This is a genomic window from uncultured Faecalibacterium sp. (assembly GCF_900066275.1).
GTDB lineage: Bacteria > Bacillota > Clostridia > Oscillospirales > Ruminococcaceae > Faecalibacterium > Faecalibacterium taiwanense.
This window is the reverse complement of the sequence record NZ_FMFG01000048.1, coordinates 1-16,437: the sequence shown is the minus strand read 5'-3', so window position 1 is coordinate 16,437 and position 16,437 is coordinate 1. Positions and strand designations below refer to the sequence as shown.

Annotated in this window: 19 protein-coding genes and 5 pseudogenes; 22 read left to right on the top strand and 2 right to left on the bottom strand. The window is 47.9% G+C overall.

Going from position 1 to position 16,437, the window contains the following annotated elements; translation table 11 throughout:
- The 22 genes and pseudogenes from QZL71_RS11960 to QZL71_RS11855 all read left to right on the top strand — a co-directional run.
- Nucleotides 1-164: pseudogene (locus QZL71_RS11960) on the top strand (chromosome partitioning protein ParB); the annotation flags it as partial.
- Between the two features lie 62 nt (nt 165-226).
- Nucleotides 227-649 carry a hypothetical protein gene (locus tag QZL71_RS11955; protein WP_294648919.1) on the top strand — a complete coding sequence of 141 codons (423 nt, stop codon included), beginning with the start codon at nt 227-229 and terminating at the stop codon, nt 647-649.
- A gap of 39 nt (nt 650-688) precedes the next feature.
- Nucleotides 689-1,105 (top strand): hypothetical protein, encoded by a 417-nt coding sequence (locus QZL71_RS11950; protein ID WP_294648917.1) that lies wholly within the window; start codon nt 689-691, stop codon nt 1,103-1,105.
- 123 nt (nt 1,106-1,228) lie between these two features.
- The gene (locus QZL71_RS11945; protein WP_294648915.1) at nt 1,229-1,666 is read left to right on the top strand and encodes a DUF3846 domain-containing protein; all 438 of its coding nucleotides are present in this window, start codon (nt 1,229-1,231) and stop codon (nt 1,664-1,666) included.
- Nucleotides 1,667-1,696: 30 nt separating this feature from the next.
- Complete coding sequence (locus QZL71_RS11940) at nt 1,697-2,155, top strand: PcfB family protein (protein ID WP_070100032.1); 459 nt, start codon at nt 1,697-1,699, stop codon at nt 2,153-2,155.
- A pseudogene (locus QZL71_RS11935) lies at nt 2,152-2,448 on the top strand (conjugal transfer protein TraG); the annotation flags it as partial. The gene QZL71_RS11940 and the pseudogene QZL71_RS11935, both read left to right, overlap by 4 nt.
- Before the next feature lie 55 nt (nt 2,449-2,503).
- Nucleotides 2,504-4,351: a recombinase family protein gene (locus QZL71_RS11930; protein ID WP_207732025.1), complete on the top strand. Its 1,848-nt coding sequence runs from the start codon at nt 2,504-2,506 to the stop codon at nt 4,349-4,351.
- A gap of 79 nt (nt 4,352-4,430) precedes the next feature.
- Entirely contained in the window at nt 4,431-4,625 is a 195-nt protein-coding gene (locus QZL71_RS11925) for a transposon-encoded TnpW family protein (protein WP_071143486.1), read from the top strand.
- Nucleotides 4,626-4,779: 154 nt separating this feature from the next.
- On the top strand, nt 4,780-5,082 hold the full coding sequence (locus QZL71_RS11920; RefSeq protein ID WP_071143485.1) for a hypothetical protein: 303 nt from the start codon (nt 4,780-4,782) through the stop codon (nt 5,080-5,082).
- A 70-nt stretch (nt 5,083-5,152) separates the two neighbouring features.
- Entirely contained in the window at nt 5,153-5,764 is a 612-nt protein-coding gene (locus tag QZL71_RS11915) for a recombinase family protein (protein WP_071143484.1), read from the top strand.
- 295 nt (nt 5,765-6,059) lie between these two features.
- Nucleotides 6,060-6,320, top strand: a pseudogene (locus tag QZL71_RS11910) (topoisomerase DNA-binding C4 zinc finger domain-containing protein); the annotation flags it as partial.
- Nucleotides 6,321-6,453: 133 nt separating this feature from the next.
- Nucleotides 6,454-6,693 (top strand): peptide-binding protein, encoded by a 240-nt coding sequence (locus tag QZL71_RS11905; RefSeq protein ID WP_000635249.1) that lies wholly within the window; start codon nt 6,454-6,456, stop codon nt 6,691-6,693.
- 48 nt (nt 6,694-6,741) lie between these two features.
- Nucleotides 6,742-6,825, top strand: coding sequence for a 23S rRNA methyltransferase attenuation leader peptide (locus QZL71_RS11900; protein ID WP_001814874.1), 84 nt, complete (start codon nt 6,742-6,744; stop codon nt 6,823-6,825).
- A gap of 124 nt (nt 6,826-6,949) precedes the next feature.
- Nucleotides 6,950-7,687, top strand: coding sequence for a 23S rRNA (adenine(2058)-N(6))-methyltransferase Erm(B) (gene erm(B) / locus QZL71_RS11895; RefSeq protein ID WP_001038795.1), 738 nt, complete (start codon nt 6,950-6,952; stop codon nt 7,685-7,687).
- A pseudogene (locus QZL71_RS11890) lies at nt 7,656-7,742 on the top strand (rRNA adenine methyltransferase); the annotation flags it as partial. The gene erm(B) and the pseudogene QZL71_RS11890, both read left to right, overlap by 32 nt.
- A gap of 22 nt (nt 7,743-7,764) precedes the next feature.
- Nucleotides 7,765-8,652, top strand: coding sequence for a hypothetical protein (locus QZL71_RS11885; RefSeq protein WP_119189886.1), 888 nt, complete (start codon nt 7,765-7,767; stop codon nt 8,650-8,652).
- An 18-nt stretch (nt 8,653-8,670) separates the two neighbouring features.
- Nucleotides 8,671-9,045, top strand: a complete 375-nt coding sequence (locus tag QZL71_RS11880) for a hypothetical protein (RefSeq protein ID WP_072851246.1) — start codon at nt 8,671-8,673, stop codon at nt 9,043-9,045.
- Nucleotides 9,046-9,147: 102 nt separating this feature from the next.
- Nucleotides 9,148-9,483 (top strand): DUF3847 domain-containing protein, encoded by a 336-nt coding sequence (locus QZL71_RS11875; protein ID WP_071143482.1) that lies wholly within the window; start codon nt 9,148-9,150, stop codon nt 9,481-9,483.
- Nucleotides 9,484-9,643: 160 nt separating this feature from the next.
- The gene (gene mobQ, locus QZL71_RS11870; protein ID WP_363912700.1) at nt 9,644-11,212 is read left to right on the top strand and encodes a MobQ family relaxase; all 1,569 of its coding nucleotides are present in this window, start codon (nt 9,644-9,646) and stop codon (nt 11,210-11,212) included.
- Entirely contained in the window at nt 11,209-13,092 is a 1,884-nt protein-coding gene (locus QZL71_RS11865) for an AAA family ATPase (RefSeq protein WP_071143481.1), read from the top strand. Before mobQ ends, QZL71_RS11865 begins: the two co-directional genes overlap by 4 nt.
- 140 nt (nt 13,093-13,232) lie before the next feature.
- A pseudogene (locus QZL71_RS11860) lies at nt 13,233-14,708 on the top strand (VirD4-like conjugal transfer protein, CD1115 family); the annotation flags it as partial.
- Nucleotides 14,709-14,846: 138 nt separating this feature from the next.
- The gene (locus tag QZL71_RS11855) at nt 14,847-15,062 is read left to right on the top strand and encodes a Maff2 family mobile element protein (RefSeq protein WP_055186938.1); all 216 of its coding nucleotides are present in this window, start codon (nt 14,847-14,849) and stop codon (nt 15,060-15,062) included.
- Between the two features lie 33 nt (nt 15,063-15,095).
- Here the strand turns inward: QZL71_RS11855 and QZL71_RS11850 are convergent, their stop codons facing one another.
- Together QZL71_RS11850 and QZL71_RS11845 are read right to left on the bottom strand one after the other, a co-directional pair.
- Entirely contained in the window at nt 15,096-16,070 is a 975-nt protein-coding gene (locus QZL71_RS11850; protein WP_242983786.1) for a Fic family protein, read from the bottom strand.
- Between the two features lie 57 nt (nt 16,071-16,127).
- On the bottom strand, nt 16,128-16,437 hold a 310-nt coding region (locus QZL71_RS11845), incomplete at its 5' end, for a hypothetical protein (RefSeq protein ID WP_294648909.1).

The window sequence follows — 16,437 nt, the reverse complement described above, 5'->3', positions numbered from 1 at the left end:
TCATGGGAGAAGAGAAAAAGGACGAGCTGGACAAGGTGGTCATCAAAAACGACACCCTGCGGAAATATTTCCCGCGCAGCTACACCCCGAAACAGATGGAGGACACCATCATCAAGCTGCTGGATCAGTGGCAACGCAAACAGCAGCGGCAGAATGAACGCTGACTTATACCGTAACGAAAGACCCGATGGGGTCTTTTCTTTTGCAACTAAAAGGAGAAAAGCCTATGAAAAACAACGCTATCCGTACCATCCGCTCCGAGGAGATCACCATTGACGTGCGTATCTGCGCTGCACTGGCGGCAAACCGGGGCTGCGAGGTCTACCTCGCAGCCATTGCCCCGGATATGGAGTTGACCGTCATCACGCTGGACGAGGCTCCCGACATCCTGCCCTGCTTTGACGAGGACGATGCCTGCCTGAACCTTCCCAACACCTCGCTGCTGCTCTGCTACAACCCGGCGCAGGTGCTGAAGATGGGCGGCAAGCACTACCTGACCGGCCCGGTGATTCTGGTCCGCACCAACATGGACGGCGAGGTCATCTCGTTGACCATCGATGAGGTCTACCTGTTCCAGAAGTATCTGGAAAGCCACAGCATCACCCTGATGGCAGACGATCAGAAGCTGCCCTGCATCTGCATCGACTGAGGTACCGCTATGTCAACGAGAGCGGAATTTTTCCAGAGTATGTATCCGGGGCTGTCCAATGGTGAAGTCATTGATGAACTTATCAAAGCCAGCATATACGGTTTTGAACACGGCCCGGAAGTTGTGACCATCAGTGCCGCAGAGGGCATCCATTATGTGCCTTACGATGCGGAAATGCAGAAAAAGCTTCCGTATTATGGAGGCACCTACGAAGCCTGCAATATTCCTTTTACGGATTTCCAGATCCGCTATCAGCCGGAGCAGATTCGTATTGTGGATGGCAAACGCATCCTAGAGGATACTGCCTTTCTCTGTCGGAAAGATAATGACCACTTGCTTATTCTGCCGAGCGTTTATGAGAAGCTGGACTTGGATGACTGGCTTCTGGCACACCTGTTTTTCTACGACAAAGACGGAAAACGGTATATCGGTGTGGAACTGTCGGAGGTTGACTGATGCGAGTTGTCTTTGAGTTTATGCTGTTTGAAGCCGGCGCTTTTTTCGGCTTCTTTGTGGCAGCTCTGTTGAACGCCGCCCGTGCTGGGCAGGAAATCACTATCAAATTCGAGGAGGAAGATAATGGAACAGAACGAGAACACCCTGTCGGTGCTGAAAATTGCACCGGGACAGTATCCGCAGCAGGTCGAGATCGATAACGACCTGAAAGCCTTGCAGCAGGCGGTGGGCGGTTCCATCGGCGCAAGCTACCCGTTTGAAGATCCAGTTGCCATCGTTTACAACGATGACGGCAAGCTCATGGGTCTACCCCTGAACCGTGCCCTTCGGGATGAAAACGGAGAAATGTATGATGCCATTGCCGGGACTTTTCTCGTGGTGGGTCTGGGCGAGGAGAATTTCGCATCCCTGACCCCGGAGATGGCACAGAAGTACGAGCAGCTTTTCCATCAGCCGGAAGCCTTTCTGAAGCTGGGCAACCGTCTGCTGGTGTTGCCGGTGCCCGATGAACCTCCGGCGGAAAAGCCCCGCACCAAGCCTCTGGCAGAGCATGACCGCTAAAATCACCCTGCTGCACGGGAGGTGATGGCAGTGCAAGAAGAAATCGAACAGAAGTCATTCAACATTATGATCTCCACTACAAAGCTGTCCGCCCGGACCGTCCTGCGGGCAGTAAAAGCGGCGTTTCGGCTGTACCAGTCCAAAGCATCCCAAGGTAAGCAAAGCGTCCGCACCCTTCTGCGGCAAAACCGGGGTGTGTCCAGCGTGGAGATCAGCAAGACCGGCATCCGTGGGCTGGAACGCTATGCCAAAAAGTACGGCATCGACTACGCCATCCGCAAGGACACCTCCGAGGTGCCGCCCCGGTATCTGGTCTTTTTCAAAGCCCCGGACGCAGAAGCCTTTCACTCGGCGTTCAAGGAGTATTCGGCATCCCTGCTCAACAAGGACAAACGCCCCTCTGTGCTGGCAAAACTGCATGAGCTGGTGCAGGCTGCGGCAGAACTCCCCGGCAAAGTCCGGCACAAGGAACAGGAGCGTGGACTGTGACCACGAAAAAGTTGACAAAACTGCTGGCGCTGTATCTGCCCTATCTCCTGTTAGGACTGGCGGCAACGAACCTCGGTGAAGCATGGCGATTTGCCGAGGGCAAAGAGCTGGGGGATAAGATCATGTCCATGATGGCCACCATCCCGGTGGCGTTTGCGAATCCTCTGCCCAGCCTGCATCCACTGGATCTGCTGGTGGGCTTGTGCTGCGGCGCAGGGCTGCGGCTGGCAGTTTATTTGCGTGGTAAAAACGCCAAGAAGTACCGCCACGGCATGGAGTACGGCTCTGCCCGGTGTGGTGCATAATCTTAACTGTAAGGAAAACTATGTGGACGCAGGAGGTATGCACATGAACGAATATAATAAAATTACAGCCCTTTACTCCCGCCTTTCCGTCGGGGACGAGGACAGAGATGGCGGCGAGAGCAACAGCATTGTAAACCAAAAGGCATTTCTGGAACGGTACGCCCAACAGCAGAGATTAACCAATATCCGGCACTACATTGACGATGACGAAAGCGGCAGGTTCTTTGACCGCTCTGCCTATTCCCGCATGATGGAGGATGTGGAAAACGGAAAAATAGGCGTCTGCATTATGAAAGACCTGACGCGCTGGGGGCGTGATTATCTCCAAGTCGGCAATGCAATGGAGGTATTCAGACGGAACAATGTCCGCTTTATCGCGGTCAATAACGGCATAGACAGCGACAATCCCGATACATTGGAGTTTGCGCCCTTTATCAATATCATGTCGGAGTGGTACGCAAAGGACATCAGCAAGAAAGTAAAAACGGGTATCAGGACCAAGGGTGCAAGCGGCAAACCCATCGCCACCGAAGCCCCATACGGATATATGAAAGACCCGAACAACAAGGATTTTTGGATAATCGACGAGGAAGCCGCCGAAGTGGTACGCTTGATTTTCCGTCTGTTTATCGGCGGGAAGAACAGAAACCAAATTGCCGTATATCTCAAAAACGAGCAAATCCTCACGCCTACGTTCTACCTCAAACAGCACGACAGAGGGACAGCGAAAAGCAGACCGCTGAACGAGGAAAATCGCTATAAATGGAACAAAGCAACCTTAACCAAGATACTCACAAGGCAGGAGTATTGTGGTGATGTTGTCAATTTCAAGACCACAAAGCATTTTCGGGACAAGCGCAACCACTATGTAGATAAAAGCGAATGGCAGATAACCGAGAATGTGCATGAGCCGATTATCGACCGCGCCGACTTTGAAACCGTACAGCGGATTTTGGAAAACGCGCCTGTCAGACGCCCTAACGGGGACGGAGAAATCCACCCTTTGTCGGGCTTGATGTTCTGTAAAGACTGCGGCGCAAAAATGCACATTCGCATAGATTACAGGAACGGCGGCAAGCGTCATGTTGCCTTTTGCAGCGAGTACCACAAGGGCAAAGCCAAAAATCCCAAATGCAATTCCCCGCACATCATAGACGCTGATTTAGTCATGCAGACTATCGCGGATGTTCTGAAAAAAGTTGCAGAATACTCCATAAGCAACCGGGAGGAATTTGAAGCATTAGTCCGAAAAAACCTTGATATGCAGCAGACGGACAAGAGCAAAAAACAGCAGAAGCGTATTCCGCAAATTACAACACGCCTTGAACAGATTGACAAGGTGCTGAATAAACTCTACGAGGATAACGCCCTCGGTGCTATCCCACAAGACCGATACGAGCAAATGTCACAGAAATATTCGGAGGAATACTATACGCTGAAAGCGGAACTTGCAGAACTCAAAGAACAGTTATCCGCGTTTGAGGACGCAGGAGGATGGGCGCATAAGTTTTTGAAGCTGATAGAACGCTACGCCGCCTTTACCGACCTTACCCCCGCCATTCTCAATGAATTTATCAGCAGAATTGAAGTGCATGAGCGCGATAAGAAAAGGGCAAAACAAGCTGTTCAGCATATCGGGATATATTTCAGCTATATCGGCAAGTTTGAAAACGAACTGACACAGCTTGCAGAGCCGACAGAGGAAGAAATCCGGCAAATGCGGGAGAAAATCGAAGAAGCCCAAAAGGAAAAGAGCCGCGCTTATCATCGGAACTACTCAAAGGAATACCGGGCGAAAAACCTTGAAAAACGCCGGGAGTATGAACGCATCAAGGCGCGGGAATATCGGGCAAAGCGAAAGGCGCAAGCCGCTGCGCTGCCCGTATCGTAAAACAGAATAACCGACAGCAGAAAGGGATTTTCCAACTATGGGAAATCCTTTTTTTGCACCCAAAGGAAGGAGTGACCCAATGACAGAAAAGAAAACCACAACCACCGCGCAGAAGCAGCCGGATGGTATCATCACAACACAGCGGAACGGACAGACCATCGTTGCGGAGTTGTTTTTCAATCACAGAAGCGCAGAAACATTCCGCGACAAGCTGCTGAAAGCGATACTTGCCGACTATTCGCATTTTTCTGCGTCTGACGGTCAAGAGCCGTAAAAACGGAATATTTGACGATTGGAACACTCTGGACGAGGAATGTATCGCCAGAGCATTTTCTATTGAAAAAACGCCGTTTTTCCCAAGTCAAGAGCCGAAGAAAACACCCGAAAAATGCCCCTACTGCGTAACAGGGGCGCAGAAAGGAGAGTTTATGAAAACAGGACTGAAAAAGCAGGAAAAGACCACCGATATTTGGTTTGACGAGAAAGACCCCCTTATCCATATCCGCACCCACAACACCGACTTGAAGAACAGGCTGACCGCGTACAGCCGCCGCTTCCCCTCTGTCTGTAAGCTGACCGACAGCGACCCGGAAACGGGCTGTATGGAGTTTGAGATTGCAAAGGGACGCTTCTCTTTCCGTCTGACCGCACCATACAGCGAGGAACGCAGACAGGCGGCAAGCGACTATGCAAAGAAGCATGGTATTTCAGCCGGGAAAAGCAAGCCATGACACAAAGATACAGTAAAATTATTAGGTAAGGACGGTTGATGTCTATGTAAAACGAACAGGAGGATAAAAATTGACTGGAAGCATTTACGGCTATGTGCGTGTCAGCACAAGAGAACAAAACGAGGACAGGCAGCTTATCGCCTTACGCGAGGTAGGCGTTTCAGATAAGAATATCTTTATGGATAAGCAATCCGGCAAAGATTTTGAGCGTCCACAGTACAAAAAGCTGCTTAGAAAAATGAAAAAAGACGACCTGCTCTATATCAAGAGCATAGATCGTCTGGGACGCAACTATGAAGAAATCTTACAGCAATGGCGTATCATCACAAAGGACAAGGGCGTTGACATTGTGGTTTTGGATATGCCCCTGCTTGATACGCGCCGGGGAAAAGACCTTATGGGAACATTTCTCTCGGATATTGTGCTTCAAGTGCTGTCCTTTGTGGCAGAAAACGAGCGCACCAATATCAGACAGCGGCAAACAGAGGGTATCGCGGCAGCAAAGGCGCGGGGTGTGCGCTTTGGGCGACCACCACGCCCCTTGCCGGATAACTTTCATGCTGTTTATCAGAGGTGGCGTGCCGGGAAAATTACCGGCACAGCAGCCGCAAAAGAGTGTGGTATGCCCCTTGCGACCTTTCGCTACCGGGCAGAAATCTACGAAAAAGCCAAATTATTGTAAATAGGCGGTTTTACAGAAAGGTGTACTTTCCTGTAAACCGCCTATTGCTTATAGGTATTTAATATTATACTTCTTCAGACGGCGTTTTTCAAGTCTTGAAATGTAAATATTCGTTTATATCCCGGCTAATTTGTCGATAAAATGCGTTTACAGGAAAGTACACGTTACTAAAGGGAATGGAGATAAATTATTAGATATACTACTGACAGCTTCCAAGAAGCTAAAGAGGTCCCTAGCGCCTACGGGGAATTTGTATCGATAAGGGGTACAAATTCCCACTAAGCGCTCGGGACCCCTTGTAGGAAAATGTCCTAAGTGTGGCAACAATATTGTATTAAAAAAATCGTTTTATGGTTGTTCAAATTATCCTGAATGTAAGTTTACTTTAGCTGAACATTTTAGAAAGAAAAAACTAACCAAAACGAATGTAAAAGAATTACTGGAGGGAAAAGAAACCCTGGTAAAAGGAATCAAAAACAAAGAGAAAAAGCCCTACAATGCCGTTGTAAAAATTGGGGAAAAGGGATATATTGATTTTATATCTTTCTCAAAATAAACATAAAAGCCCTTTAAAGAGGGCTTTTATATATTAATCACAAATCACTTATCACAAATCACTTATCACAAATCACAAGTGATTTGTGATTGTTGATGATAAAATAAGAATAAGAAGAAATAGAAAGAAGTGAGTGATTGTGGGAAATTTAGGCGCACAAAAAGAAAAACGAAATGATACACCAATCAGTGCAAAAAAAGATATAATGGGAGATAAGACGGTTCGTGTTCGTGCTGACTTGCACCATATCATAAAAATCGAAACAGCAAAGAATGGCGGAAACGTAAAAGAAGTTATGGAAATAAGACTTAGAAGCAAACTTAAGAGTGTGTTGATAGTGCATTATCTTAAAATTTTGTATAATAGGAATTGAAGTTAAATTAGATGCTAAAAATTTGTAATTAAGAAGGAGGGATTCGTCATGTTGGTATTCCAAATGCGTAATGTAGATAAAACATCTACTGTTTTGAAACAGACTAAAAACAGTGATTACGCAGATAAATAAATACGTTAGATTAATTCCTACCAGTGACTAATCTTATGACTTTTTAAACAGATAACTAAAATTACAAACAAATCGTTTAACTTCTGTATTTGTTTATAGATGTAATCACTTCAGGAGAGATTACATGAACAAAAATATAAAATATTCTCAAAACTTTTTAACGAGTGAAAAAGTACTCAACCAAATAATAAAACAATTGAATTTAAAAGAAACCGATACCGTTTACGAAATTGGAACAGGTAAAGGGCATTTAACGACGAAACTGGCTAAAATAAGTAAACAGGTAACGTCTATTGAATTAGACAGTCATCTATTCAACTTATCGTCAGAAAAATTAAAACTGAATACTCGTGTCACTTTAATTCACCAAGATATTCTACAGTTTCAATTCCCTAACAAACAGAGGTATAAAATTGTTGGGAATATTCCTTACCATTTAAGCACACAAATTATTAAAAAAGTGGTTTTTGAAAGCCGTGCGTCTGACATCTATCTGATTGTTGAAGAAGGATTCTACAAGCGTACCTTGGATATTCACCGAACACTAGGGTTGCTCTTGCACACTCAAGTCTCGATTCAGCAATTGCTTAAGCTGCCAGCGGAATGCTTTCATCCTAAACCAAAAGTAAACAGTGTCTTAATAAAACTTACCCGCCATACCACAGATGTTCCAGATAAATATTGGAAGCTATATACGTACTTTGTTTCAAAATGGGTCAATCGAGAATATCGTCAACTGTTTACTAAAAATCAGTTTCATCAAGCAATGAAACACGCCAAAGTAAACAATTTAAGTACCATTACTTATGAGCAAGTATTGTCTATTTTTAATAGTTATCTATTATTTAACGGGAGGAAATAATTCTATGAGTCGCTTTTTTAAATTTGGAAAGTTACACTTTTTAATAACGGAGGGAATGGAATGAAAAAACTTGTAACTTGCTTCTTTCGCTTGCTTTAGTGCTATCTCTTGCAGCTTGTGGCGGAGAAGCGACACCTGACGCATCTGACGATGCCCCCGCTTCTTCTCAAAATGAAGAAAGCACCGAAAACGACAACACCGAAAATCAAATCGTATTTGAGGAAGTTGTTGCCATTGACAACGCAGAGTGTGCGGTAAAAATTACCGAAATCGACCCCGATAATATGTGGGGCTACACTCTGAAAGCACAGCTTGAAAACAAGTCCACAGAGAAAACCTATATGTTCTCTGTCGAGAGTGCTTCCATCAATGGTGTTCAGTGCGATCCAATGTTTGCAAGCGAGGTAGCTGCTGGCAAAAAGGCTAACGAAGAAATCAACTTTAGCACCGATACTCTTGAGGAAAATGGTATTGTTGAATACACAGATATTGAATTGACTTTCAAGGTGTATGATAGCAATGATTGGTCTGCTGACCCTGTTGGAAAGGAAACAATCCATGTCTATCCATACGGAGAAGAAAACGCTGTTGCATTTGTGAGAGAAGCACAGGCTACTGATAATGTGATTATCGATAATGATTATGTTACTGTTATCGTAACAGGCTATGAAGATGATGAGATATGGGGCTATACTGCCAATCTGTTCTTGCTGAACAAGACAGACAAAACGGTAATGTTCAGCGTTGATGACGCATCTGTAAACGGCTTTATGGCAGACCCATTCTATGCAACTTCTGTTTCTGCCGGAAAATGTGCATTTAGTTCTATGGCATGGTCTGATACAACTTTAGAGGAAAACGGAATTACCGAAGTGGAAGAAATCGAAGTCCTGTTTAGAGCATACGATGCTGATGATTTTATGGGCGAAGATTTTGCAAATGAGGTAATTACATTAAATCCGTAACGAGATGAGGTGTGCAACATGAAAACGGCAAAATTAGTAATCGGAATTATCAGCATGGTTTTATTTGTTTTAGTAGCTTTTCAATCTTGCGCTGCCGGATTAGGAAATGCTTTAGCAGATAACGGCGAAGTAAGCGGAACATCAGGAATGTTGCTTGCTTTCTGTATGCTGATTGCAGGCATCGTTGGAGTAGCAACCCGAAAGAGCAAAGGCGGCGGAATTGTTGCCGGAGTATTCTATCTGTTGGGCGGACTGCTGGGAATTGTAAATTACGGTAGCTTCTCTGACCTTGCTATCTGGTCTGTCCTTTGTTTCATTTTCGGAGCTGTCTTTATTTTGGGCTCCTTGAAAATGAAGAAAGCAGATAAAAGTAACACAGACGCGGCAGAATAATATTATTATTATAACAATAACATAATTCCCCAACAGGGCGACTATTTCCAAACCGAAGTAGCCGCCCTTTTCTTTTACTAAAAATCAAAAAGGAGGGCTACCATGTCGAAGAAAAAACCACCGACCACCATCGAGGAATGTAACGCCGAAATGGAACTGACACAGAAGAAAATCCGGCAGTATGAGAACAGGAACAAAATGCTTGACCGCAAACTTGCCATTGAGAAGCGCAAGGAGCGCAACCACCGTCTTTGTTCGCGGGGCGGCTACCTTGAAAGCCTTGTCCCGGCACTCATTGATATGTCAGAACAGGAAGCCCGCGACTTCCTCTACACCGCGGTTTTCAGCGACAAAGCGCAGGAGTTTTTGAGAAAACGAGCCGGAGAAGCGACACCGAAGAATTACCCTTGCACACAAGGGCGCACTTATACACCCTAACGGGCGTGTGCGCTCTGCCGAGGGCTTTATCTCCGCACCGGGCATTATTGCCTTGTGCAGAGATTGGCGGCTTGCGCCGCGACAGGGAAACCTACACTTTCCCTGCGACAGCTTGCGCTGTCTACCCTTTTGTGTACCCCACGAAAGCGAACACCTTGCTTTGCAAGCTATTCACTTTCATGGGGTTTTGTTGACCGTATCGGGAGGTGATACTATCGCAATCTACCATTGCAGCATTAAGATTGTCAGCCGGGGAAAGGGCAAATCTGCCGTAGCCGCAGCAGCCTACCGCGCCGGAGAGAAGCTGACAAACGAGTGGGACGGACTGACCCACGACTATACAAGAAAAGGCGGCGTTGTTCATTCTGAAATCATGCTGCCGCCCCATGCCCCACCCTCTTTCTCTGACCGTTCTATTCTATGGAACAGCGTGGAGCAAATCGAAAAATCGAATAACTCACAGCTTGCGAGGGAAATCGAAATCGCCCTACCTGTTGAACTTTCAAGAGAGGAACAGACCCGCCTTGTCCGGGAATACTGTTCCTCTCAATTTGTTTCCAAAGGAATGTGCGCCGACTTCAATATCCACGACACAGGCAACGGCAACCCACACGCTCATATCCTTTTGACTATGCGCCCCCTTGATGAAAAAGGCACATGGGCGGCGAAGTCAAAAAAGGAATATGTCCTTGACGAAAATGGGGAGCGCGTAAAGCTGCCGAGCGGCAGATACAAGACGCGCAAGGTTGACCTTATGGACTGGAACAGGCAGGAGAACGCCGACCTATGGCGCAAGGCGTGGGCTGACCTTGCCAACGACTATTTAGAGCGAAGCGGCAGCGCGGAGCGTATCGACCACCGCAGCCATGCAGAGCGTGGTATTGAGGAACTCCCCACCGTCCACATGGGTGTTGCAGCTTCCCAAATGGAGAAGAAAGGCATAGCCACCGACAAGGGAGAAATCAACCGCATGATACAAAAGACCAACCGACTTATGCGGGAAATCCGGGGCTATATCGACAGCTTGAAAGAATGGCTTGCGGAGGTTTTCGCCGCTAAGAAGCAACTGCAAACTGCCCCGCACTCTCCCGATATTGCCACGCTGCTTACAAGGTATTTGAGCATTGAACGAGAGAAAAGCCGGAAGTATTCACAGGGCTGGCAGCAACAGCATACTGCCGGGGAATTGCAAAAAATCAGCAAGGCGATTGTCTATCTGCAAAGCAAGGGCATTGCTACCCTTGAAGATTTGGACGCTGCCCTTTCCTCTGTTGATGAAGAAGCAAAGCGGCTGAATACAAGCGTTGTTGCCAAGCAGAAGCGCATGAGGACATTGGAAAAGTTTATCGAGCATGGCAGCAACTACAACCGCTTGAAGCCCATTCACGATGAACTGAAAACGCTGAAAAACGGATGGGGCAAAAAGAGAGAAAAATTTGAGCAAGCCCACGAAAGCGACCTCATTATCTGGAACGCCGCCAACCGTTTCCTGCACGCAAATCTGCCGGAGGGTACAAAGTCTTTCAAGGTGTCCGAGTGGCAGAAAGAATTTGACGAACTGAAAGCCCAATCCACAGGCGAATATGAAGAACTGAAAACAAAGCGCAGCGAGGTTAAGGAGTTACAGCAAATCCGAAAGTGCATTGATATTGTAGAGCAAGCCGAGCAGCGCACACAGGAACAGACACACCAAACACCAAGACGCAAAAAGGAGGATATTTCCCTATGACCTACACCAAAGAACAGATTGACCGGGCAAATCAGACCGACCTTGTATCATTCCTGCAAGCCCAGGGCGAACAGCTTGAACGCGCCGGACAGGAGTACCGTTGGAAACGGCACGACAGCTTGACGGTCAGAGAAAACAGATGGTATCGGCACAGCCAGAGCAAAGGCGGCGGTCCGATTGATTTTGTCATGGAGTTTTACGGCAAAAGTTTTCTTGAAGCCGTTGAAATGCTGATAGGCGAACGGGGCGAAGCACCCCCACCCGTCTATCTGCAATTCAGACTACCACCCAAAAGCCCCGACAACCAAACAGCGAGGAACTACCTTACAGCCGCCCGGCGCATTGATGAAGATGTGTCGGGCTTTTTCTTTTCCTGCGGCGATCTCTACGAGGAAGCCGCCCACCATAACGCCGTATTTGTCGGCAGAGATGAAAGCGGCATACCGAGATATGCCCACCAACGGGGAACGGTGGGCAGCTTCCGGCTTGATGTGAAAGGCAGCGACAAGACTTTTAACTTCTGCTACCGGGGCGAGGGCGAAAGGCTTTTTGTCTTTGAAGCCCCCATTGACCTGTTATCTTTCCTCTGCCTGTTCAAAAAGGAATGGCAGAAACAAAGCTATCTGTCATTGGGCGGCGTGAGTGAAAAAGCCCTGCTGCGTTTTCTCTCTGACCGTCCGAATATCAAGACCGTCTATCTCTGCCTTGACAGCGACAAAGCCGGGACAGACGCTTGCAGCCGCCTTAACAGCATTATCCCCCAAGGCTACACCGTCAATCGCCTTGTACCGTTGTTCAAAGACTGGAACGAGGTTTTACAGCGTAAAGAGGAAATTACAGACGGAAAATATCTGCGCGAAGCTGTCTATGGCTTGCGTGAGCCGCAACAGGAAGAAACCGTTGAAATTATCCGCATGAGCGAGGTTGACACACAGACCGTTGAATGGCTATGGGAGCCGTATATCCCTTTTGGAAAGGTAACAATCGTACAGGGCAACCCCGGCGAGGGAAAAACCACCCTTGCCCTGCGCCTTTGCGCCGCCTGTACCAACCGCAAGCCCTTTCCGGCTATGGCAGAGCATGAGCCTTTTAATGTTATCTATCAGACCGCAGAGGACGGTTTGGGCGATACCGTCAAGCCGCGCCTTATGGAAGCGGACGCAGACCTTGACCGGGTACTTGTCATTGACGAGGGCAAACAGGAATTGTCCTTATCCGATGAACGCATAGAAAGGGCAATCCGGCAGACCGGGGCGCGTCTTATAATCCTTGACCCCATACAGGCGTATGTAGGCGAAAAAACGGATATGAACAAGGCAAACGAAATACGCCCTATCTTTCGCCGCCTTGCCGAAGTTGCAGAGCGTACCGGGTGTGCCGTTGTGCTTATCGGGCACTTGAACAAAGCTGCCGGAGGTCAGAGCGCATACCGGGGATTAGGCTCTATCGACTTCCGAGCCGCCGCTCGTAGTGTGCTGCTCATAGGGCGCGTGAAACGAGAGCCGAATGTGCGCGTTATCATTCACGACAAATCTTCCCTTGCACCGGAGGGTAAGCCTATGGCGTTTTCGTTGGGCGCGGAAAGCGGCTTTTCATGGATAGGCGAATATGACATTACCGCTGATGAACTGCTGTCCGGCACAGGCGGCAACACCGAAACCAAGACCGAGCAAGCGGAAAGGTTGATACTCGATTTACTTGCAGACGGTAAGGAAATGGCAAGCGAGGATATTGTCAAGGCGGCAGCCGAAGCCGGAATATCCGAAAGAACGGTACAAAATGCCAAGCGCAGCATGGGCGGCATATTGGGCGCAAGGCGCGTTGGAAGTCAATGGTACAACTTCATCAAGAAGAAGCAGCCGCCCGAAACTGCAAAATGAAAGTGCAAAACGCAGAGCCTTTGCACCTTGCACTTTCGCACTTTCACTTTATCAACTCGCCCCATGTTGACCGCATGGGGCTTTTCTCTTGAAAAAATCCTGTTTTGCGTCAATAAATTGCGAAAAGCACTTGACAAAACGCTTCATGGGGCACACCCAAGGATATTGAGCCGTTCATGGCTCCGAAGTTTGAGGACAATATCATTCTGACCAAAACAGAGCGCCTGATGATGAGCAATCGCCCGCCTGACCCCAAAAACGCCCGGAATAAAAACGTGCTGGTGGTGGGCGGCTCCGGCAGCGGCAAGACCCGGTTTTGGCTCAAGCCAAACCTTTTACAATGTCACAGTTCCTATGTGGTTACTGACCCGAAAGGTAGTATCGTGGTCGAGTGTGGGAACGCACTTCTGAAAAACGGTTACAAGCTGAAAATTCTGAACACCATCAACTTCAAAAAGTCCATGCACTATAACCCCTTTGCCTATGTTCACAGCGAAAAAGACATTCTGAAACTTGTTACGACCCTGATGACCAACACCAAGGGTGAAGGGTCCGGCGGGGACCCATTCTGGGAAAAATCGGAGCGTCTTTTGCTCACCGCCCTGATCGCCTATCTGCATTATGAAGCCCCGGTGGAGGAACAAAACTTCGCTACTTTGCTGGAAATGCTGAACACCATGCAGGTACTGGAGGATGACGAGGAATACCAGAATCCGGTGGATCTGCTGTTTGAAGAACTGGCAAAAAAGAAGCCCAATAGCTTTGCCGGACGGCAGTACAAACTTTACAAGCTGGCTGCCGGCAAGACCGCAAAATCTATCCTCATTTCCTGCGGTGCCCGGCTTGCGCCCTTCGACATCCAAGAGTTGCGTGACCTCACCATGTATGATGAACTGCAACTGGACACGCTGGGAGATAAGAAAACGGCGCTGTTCCTCATTATGTCGGACACGGATTCTACCTTTAACTTTCTCATTAGCATGGTGTACACCCAGCTTTTCAACCTTCTGTGCGATAAAGCAGACGATGTGTACGGCGGCAAGCTGCCCATCCATGTGCGGTGCCTGATCGACGAGTGCGCCAACATCGGGCAGATCCCCAATCTGGAAAAGTTGGTGGCCACCATTCGCAGCCGTGAGATTTCTGCCTGCCTTGTTTTGCAGGCGAGAAGCCAGTTGAAAGCCATCTACAAGGACAACGCAGATACCATTGTAGGCAACATGGACAGCCAGATATTTCTGGGCGGTTCCGAACCCACCACCCTGAAAGACCTGTCGGAAATGCTGGGAAAAGAGACCATCGACGCATTCAACACCTCGGACACCCGTGGCAATAGCCCCAGTTACGGCACTACGTTCCAAAAGATGGGGCACGAGTTATTGAGCCGGGACGAGCTGGCGGTGCTGGACGGCGGCAAGTGCATTTTGCAGTTGCGTGGTGTCAGACCGTTTCTTTCTGACAAGTACGACCTGACCCAGCACCCCAACTACAAGCTCACCTCGGACTACGACCCCAAAAACACCTTCGATATTGAAAAATATCTGAACCGAAAAGAAAAAATCCACCCCGGTGATGAGTTCATCGTGGTGGATGCCGATTCGCTCCCGTCTGCCTGACCCGGTAGGCGGTTTTATTTTATCCTGACCAGAGGGGTACACCAGAAAGTCCACTCTCGCCGCAGTTCGCGGCTTCAATAGGCAGCTTCAGGTGTGTACGGATGGTCTACAACTTTCATTTATAAAGGAGAAACGACTATGGAATTCTTTAACTCTGCTATCGAAGTTCTTCAGACTCTGGTTGTCGCTCTGGGTGCCGGTCTTGGCGTTTGGGGTGCCATCAACCTGCTGGAAGGTTACGGTAACGACAACCCCGGCTCCAAGTCTCAGGGCATGAAGCAGCTCATGGCTGGCGGCGGCGTTGCTCTGGTGGGCATCACCCTGATTCCCCTGCTGAGCGGTCTGTTCGGCTAAGAGCCGCAGGCGGGTTTTCCCGCCTGTACATAATCAATCTGCCAATTTATATGCCCAGTAGCGACCATTTCGCACTTTGACGAGCTTTCCTTCTTTTGTCAAGGTGTTCAGAACTCGACTTGCAGTGGCAGGAGAAACATCGAGAAGATTCTGTACATCGACGTTCTGGATAATATGGTTTGTGCGGAGAAATGCTGCAATTTTCGTCCAACGCACTTCTTCCTTGCTCTGTGCAACAGGCTGTTCATTGATTGCTTCGGTCAAAGCCTCTTTGATGATTCCCAGCATAAATTCGATAAAAACAGTTCCTTCACCCTGTGCATTAGACTGATTGATTGCTGCGTAATACTCGGTCTGATGGTCGTGAATGATGGATTCGATGGGAAGCCATGCGAATAAGGGATTCCATTTTGACAGCAGCAGTGTGTGCCAGAGCCGTCCAATACGGCCATTGCCATCTGCAAATGGATGGATCACTTCAAATTCATAATGGAAAACACAGCTCTTAATTAAAAGAGGAAAGGGACTATTTTCTGTCCACTGAATCAGTTCCTCCATCAAAGAGAAAACGTACTGCGGCAATGTTCCAAAATGCAGGACATTCCCCTTGTTGTCTACAACGCCAACAGGTCGGGAACGAAACTCTCCCGCTTCACGCACAAGTCCCTGCATCATCGTTCGATGCGCAAGCAAGAGGTCATCCATCGAATATGGATTCAACTCTGCAAGATGGTCGTAGATCTCGTAGGCATTTTTTACTTCAGCGATGTCTTTTGGAGGGGCAAGCACACGTTTTCCAGACAGAACAGCCGTCACCTGCTCCAAAGAGAGTGTGTTCTGCTCAATCGCCAGAGAAGAATAAATCGTTCGGATGCGATTCTGGCGGCGCAGAATCGGACTTGTGGAAAGATTCTGGGTGGAACTGATTTTGCCTACCAGTTCGCTGATCTCCATAACATCTGAAAGAGCTGCTTCTGTGATTTCAAACGGCGGTTTCTTGTTTCGCACGGTGTATACCTCCCATATCGTTTCTTTTATCATATCATTTCATCTATCATTCATCAATCAAAATTTTGAAAAAATGATAGATGAAATGAGACCATTGTTCCATACGGCGGCTTGAGCAGCAGCGGAAAGCCCTCTGCGGTTTGCAGTTTTATTGAATGTCCGTGCCCCAAGCCGTGTTTTTATCCACCCATCAATGAAAGGCGGTGCTTTATGCAGTTTTTGACCCACATTATTTTTCTCCTGAATCTTCTCAAGACCCTTATCAACCACTTCAGCTAAGGACGGTGACTGAATGGAAACCGTTCTCAAAGCCATTGCCGACTGGATCAAAGGCATCCTGACGGCAGGCATTATGTCAAATCTCAGC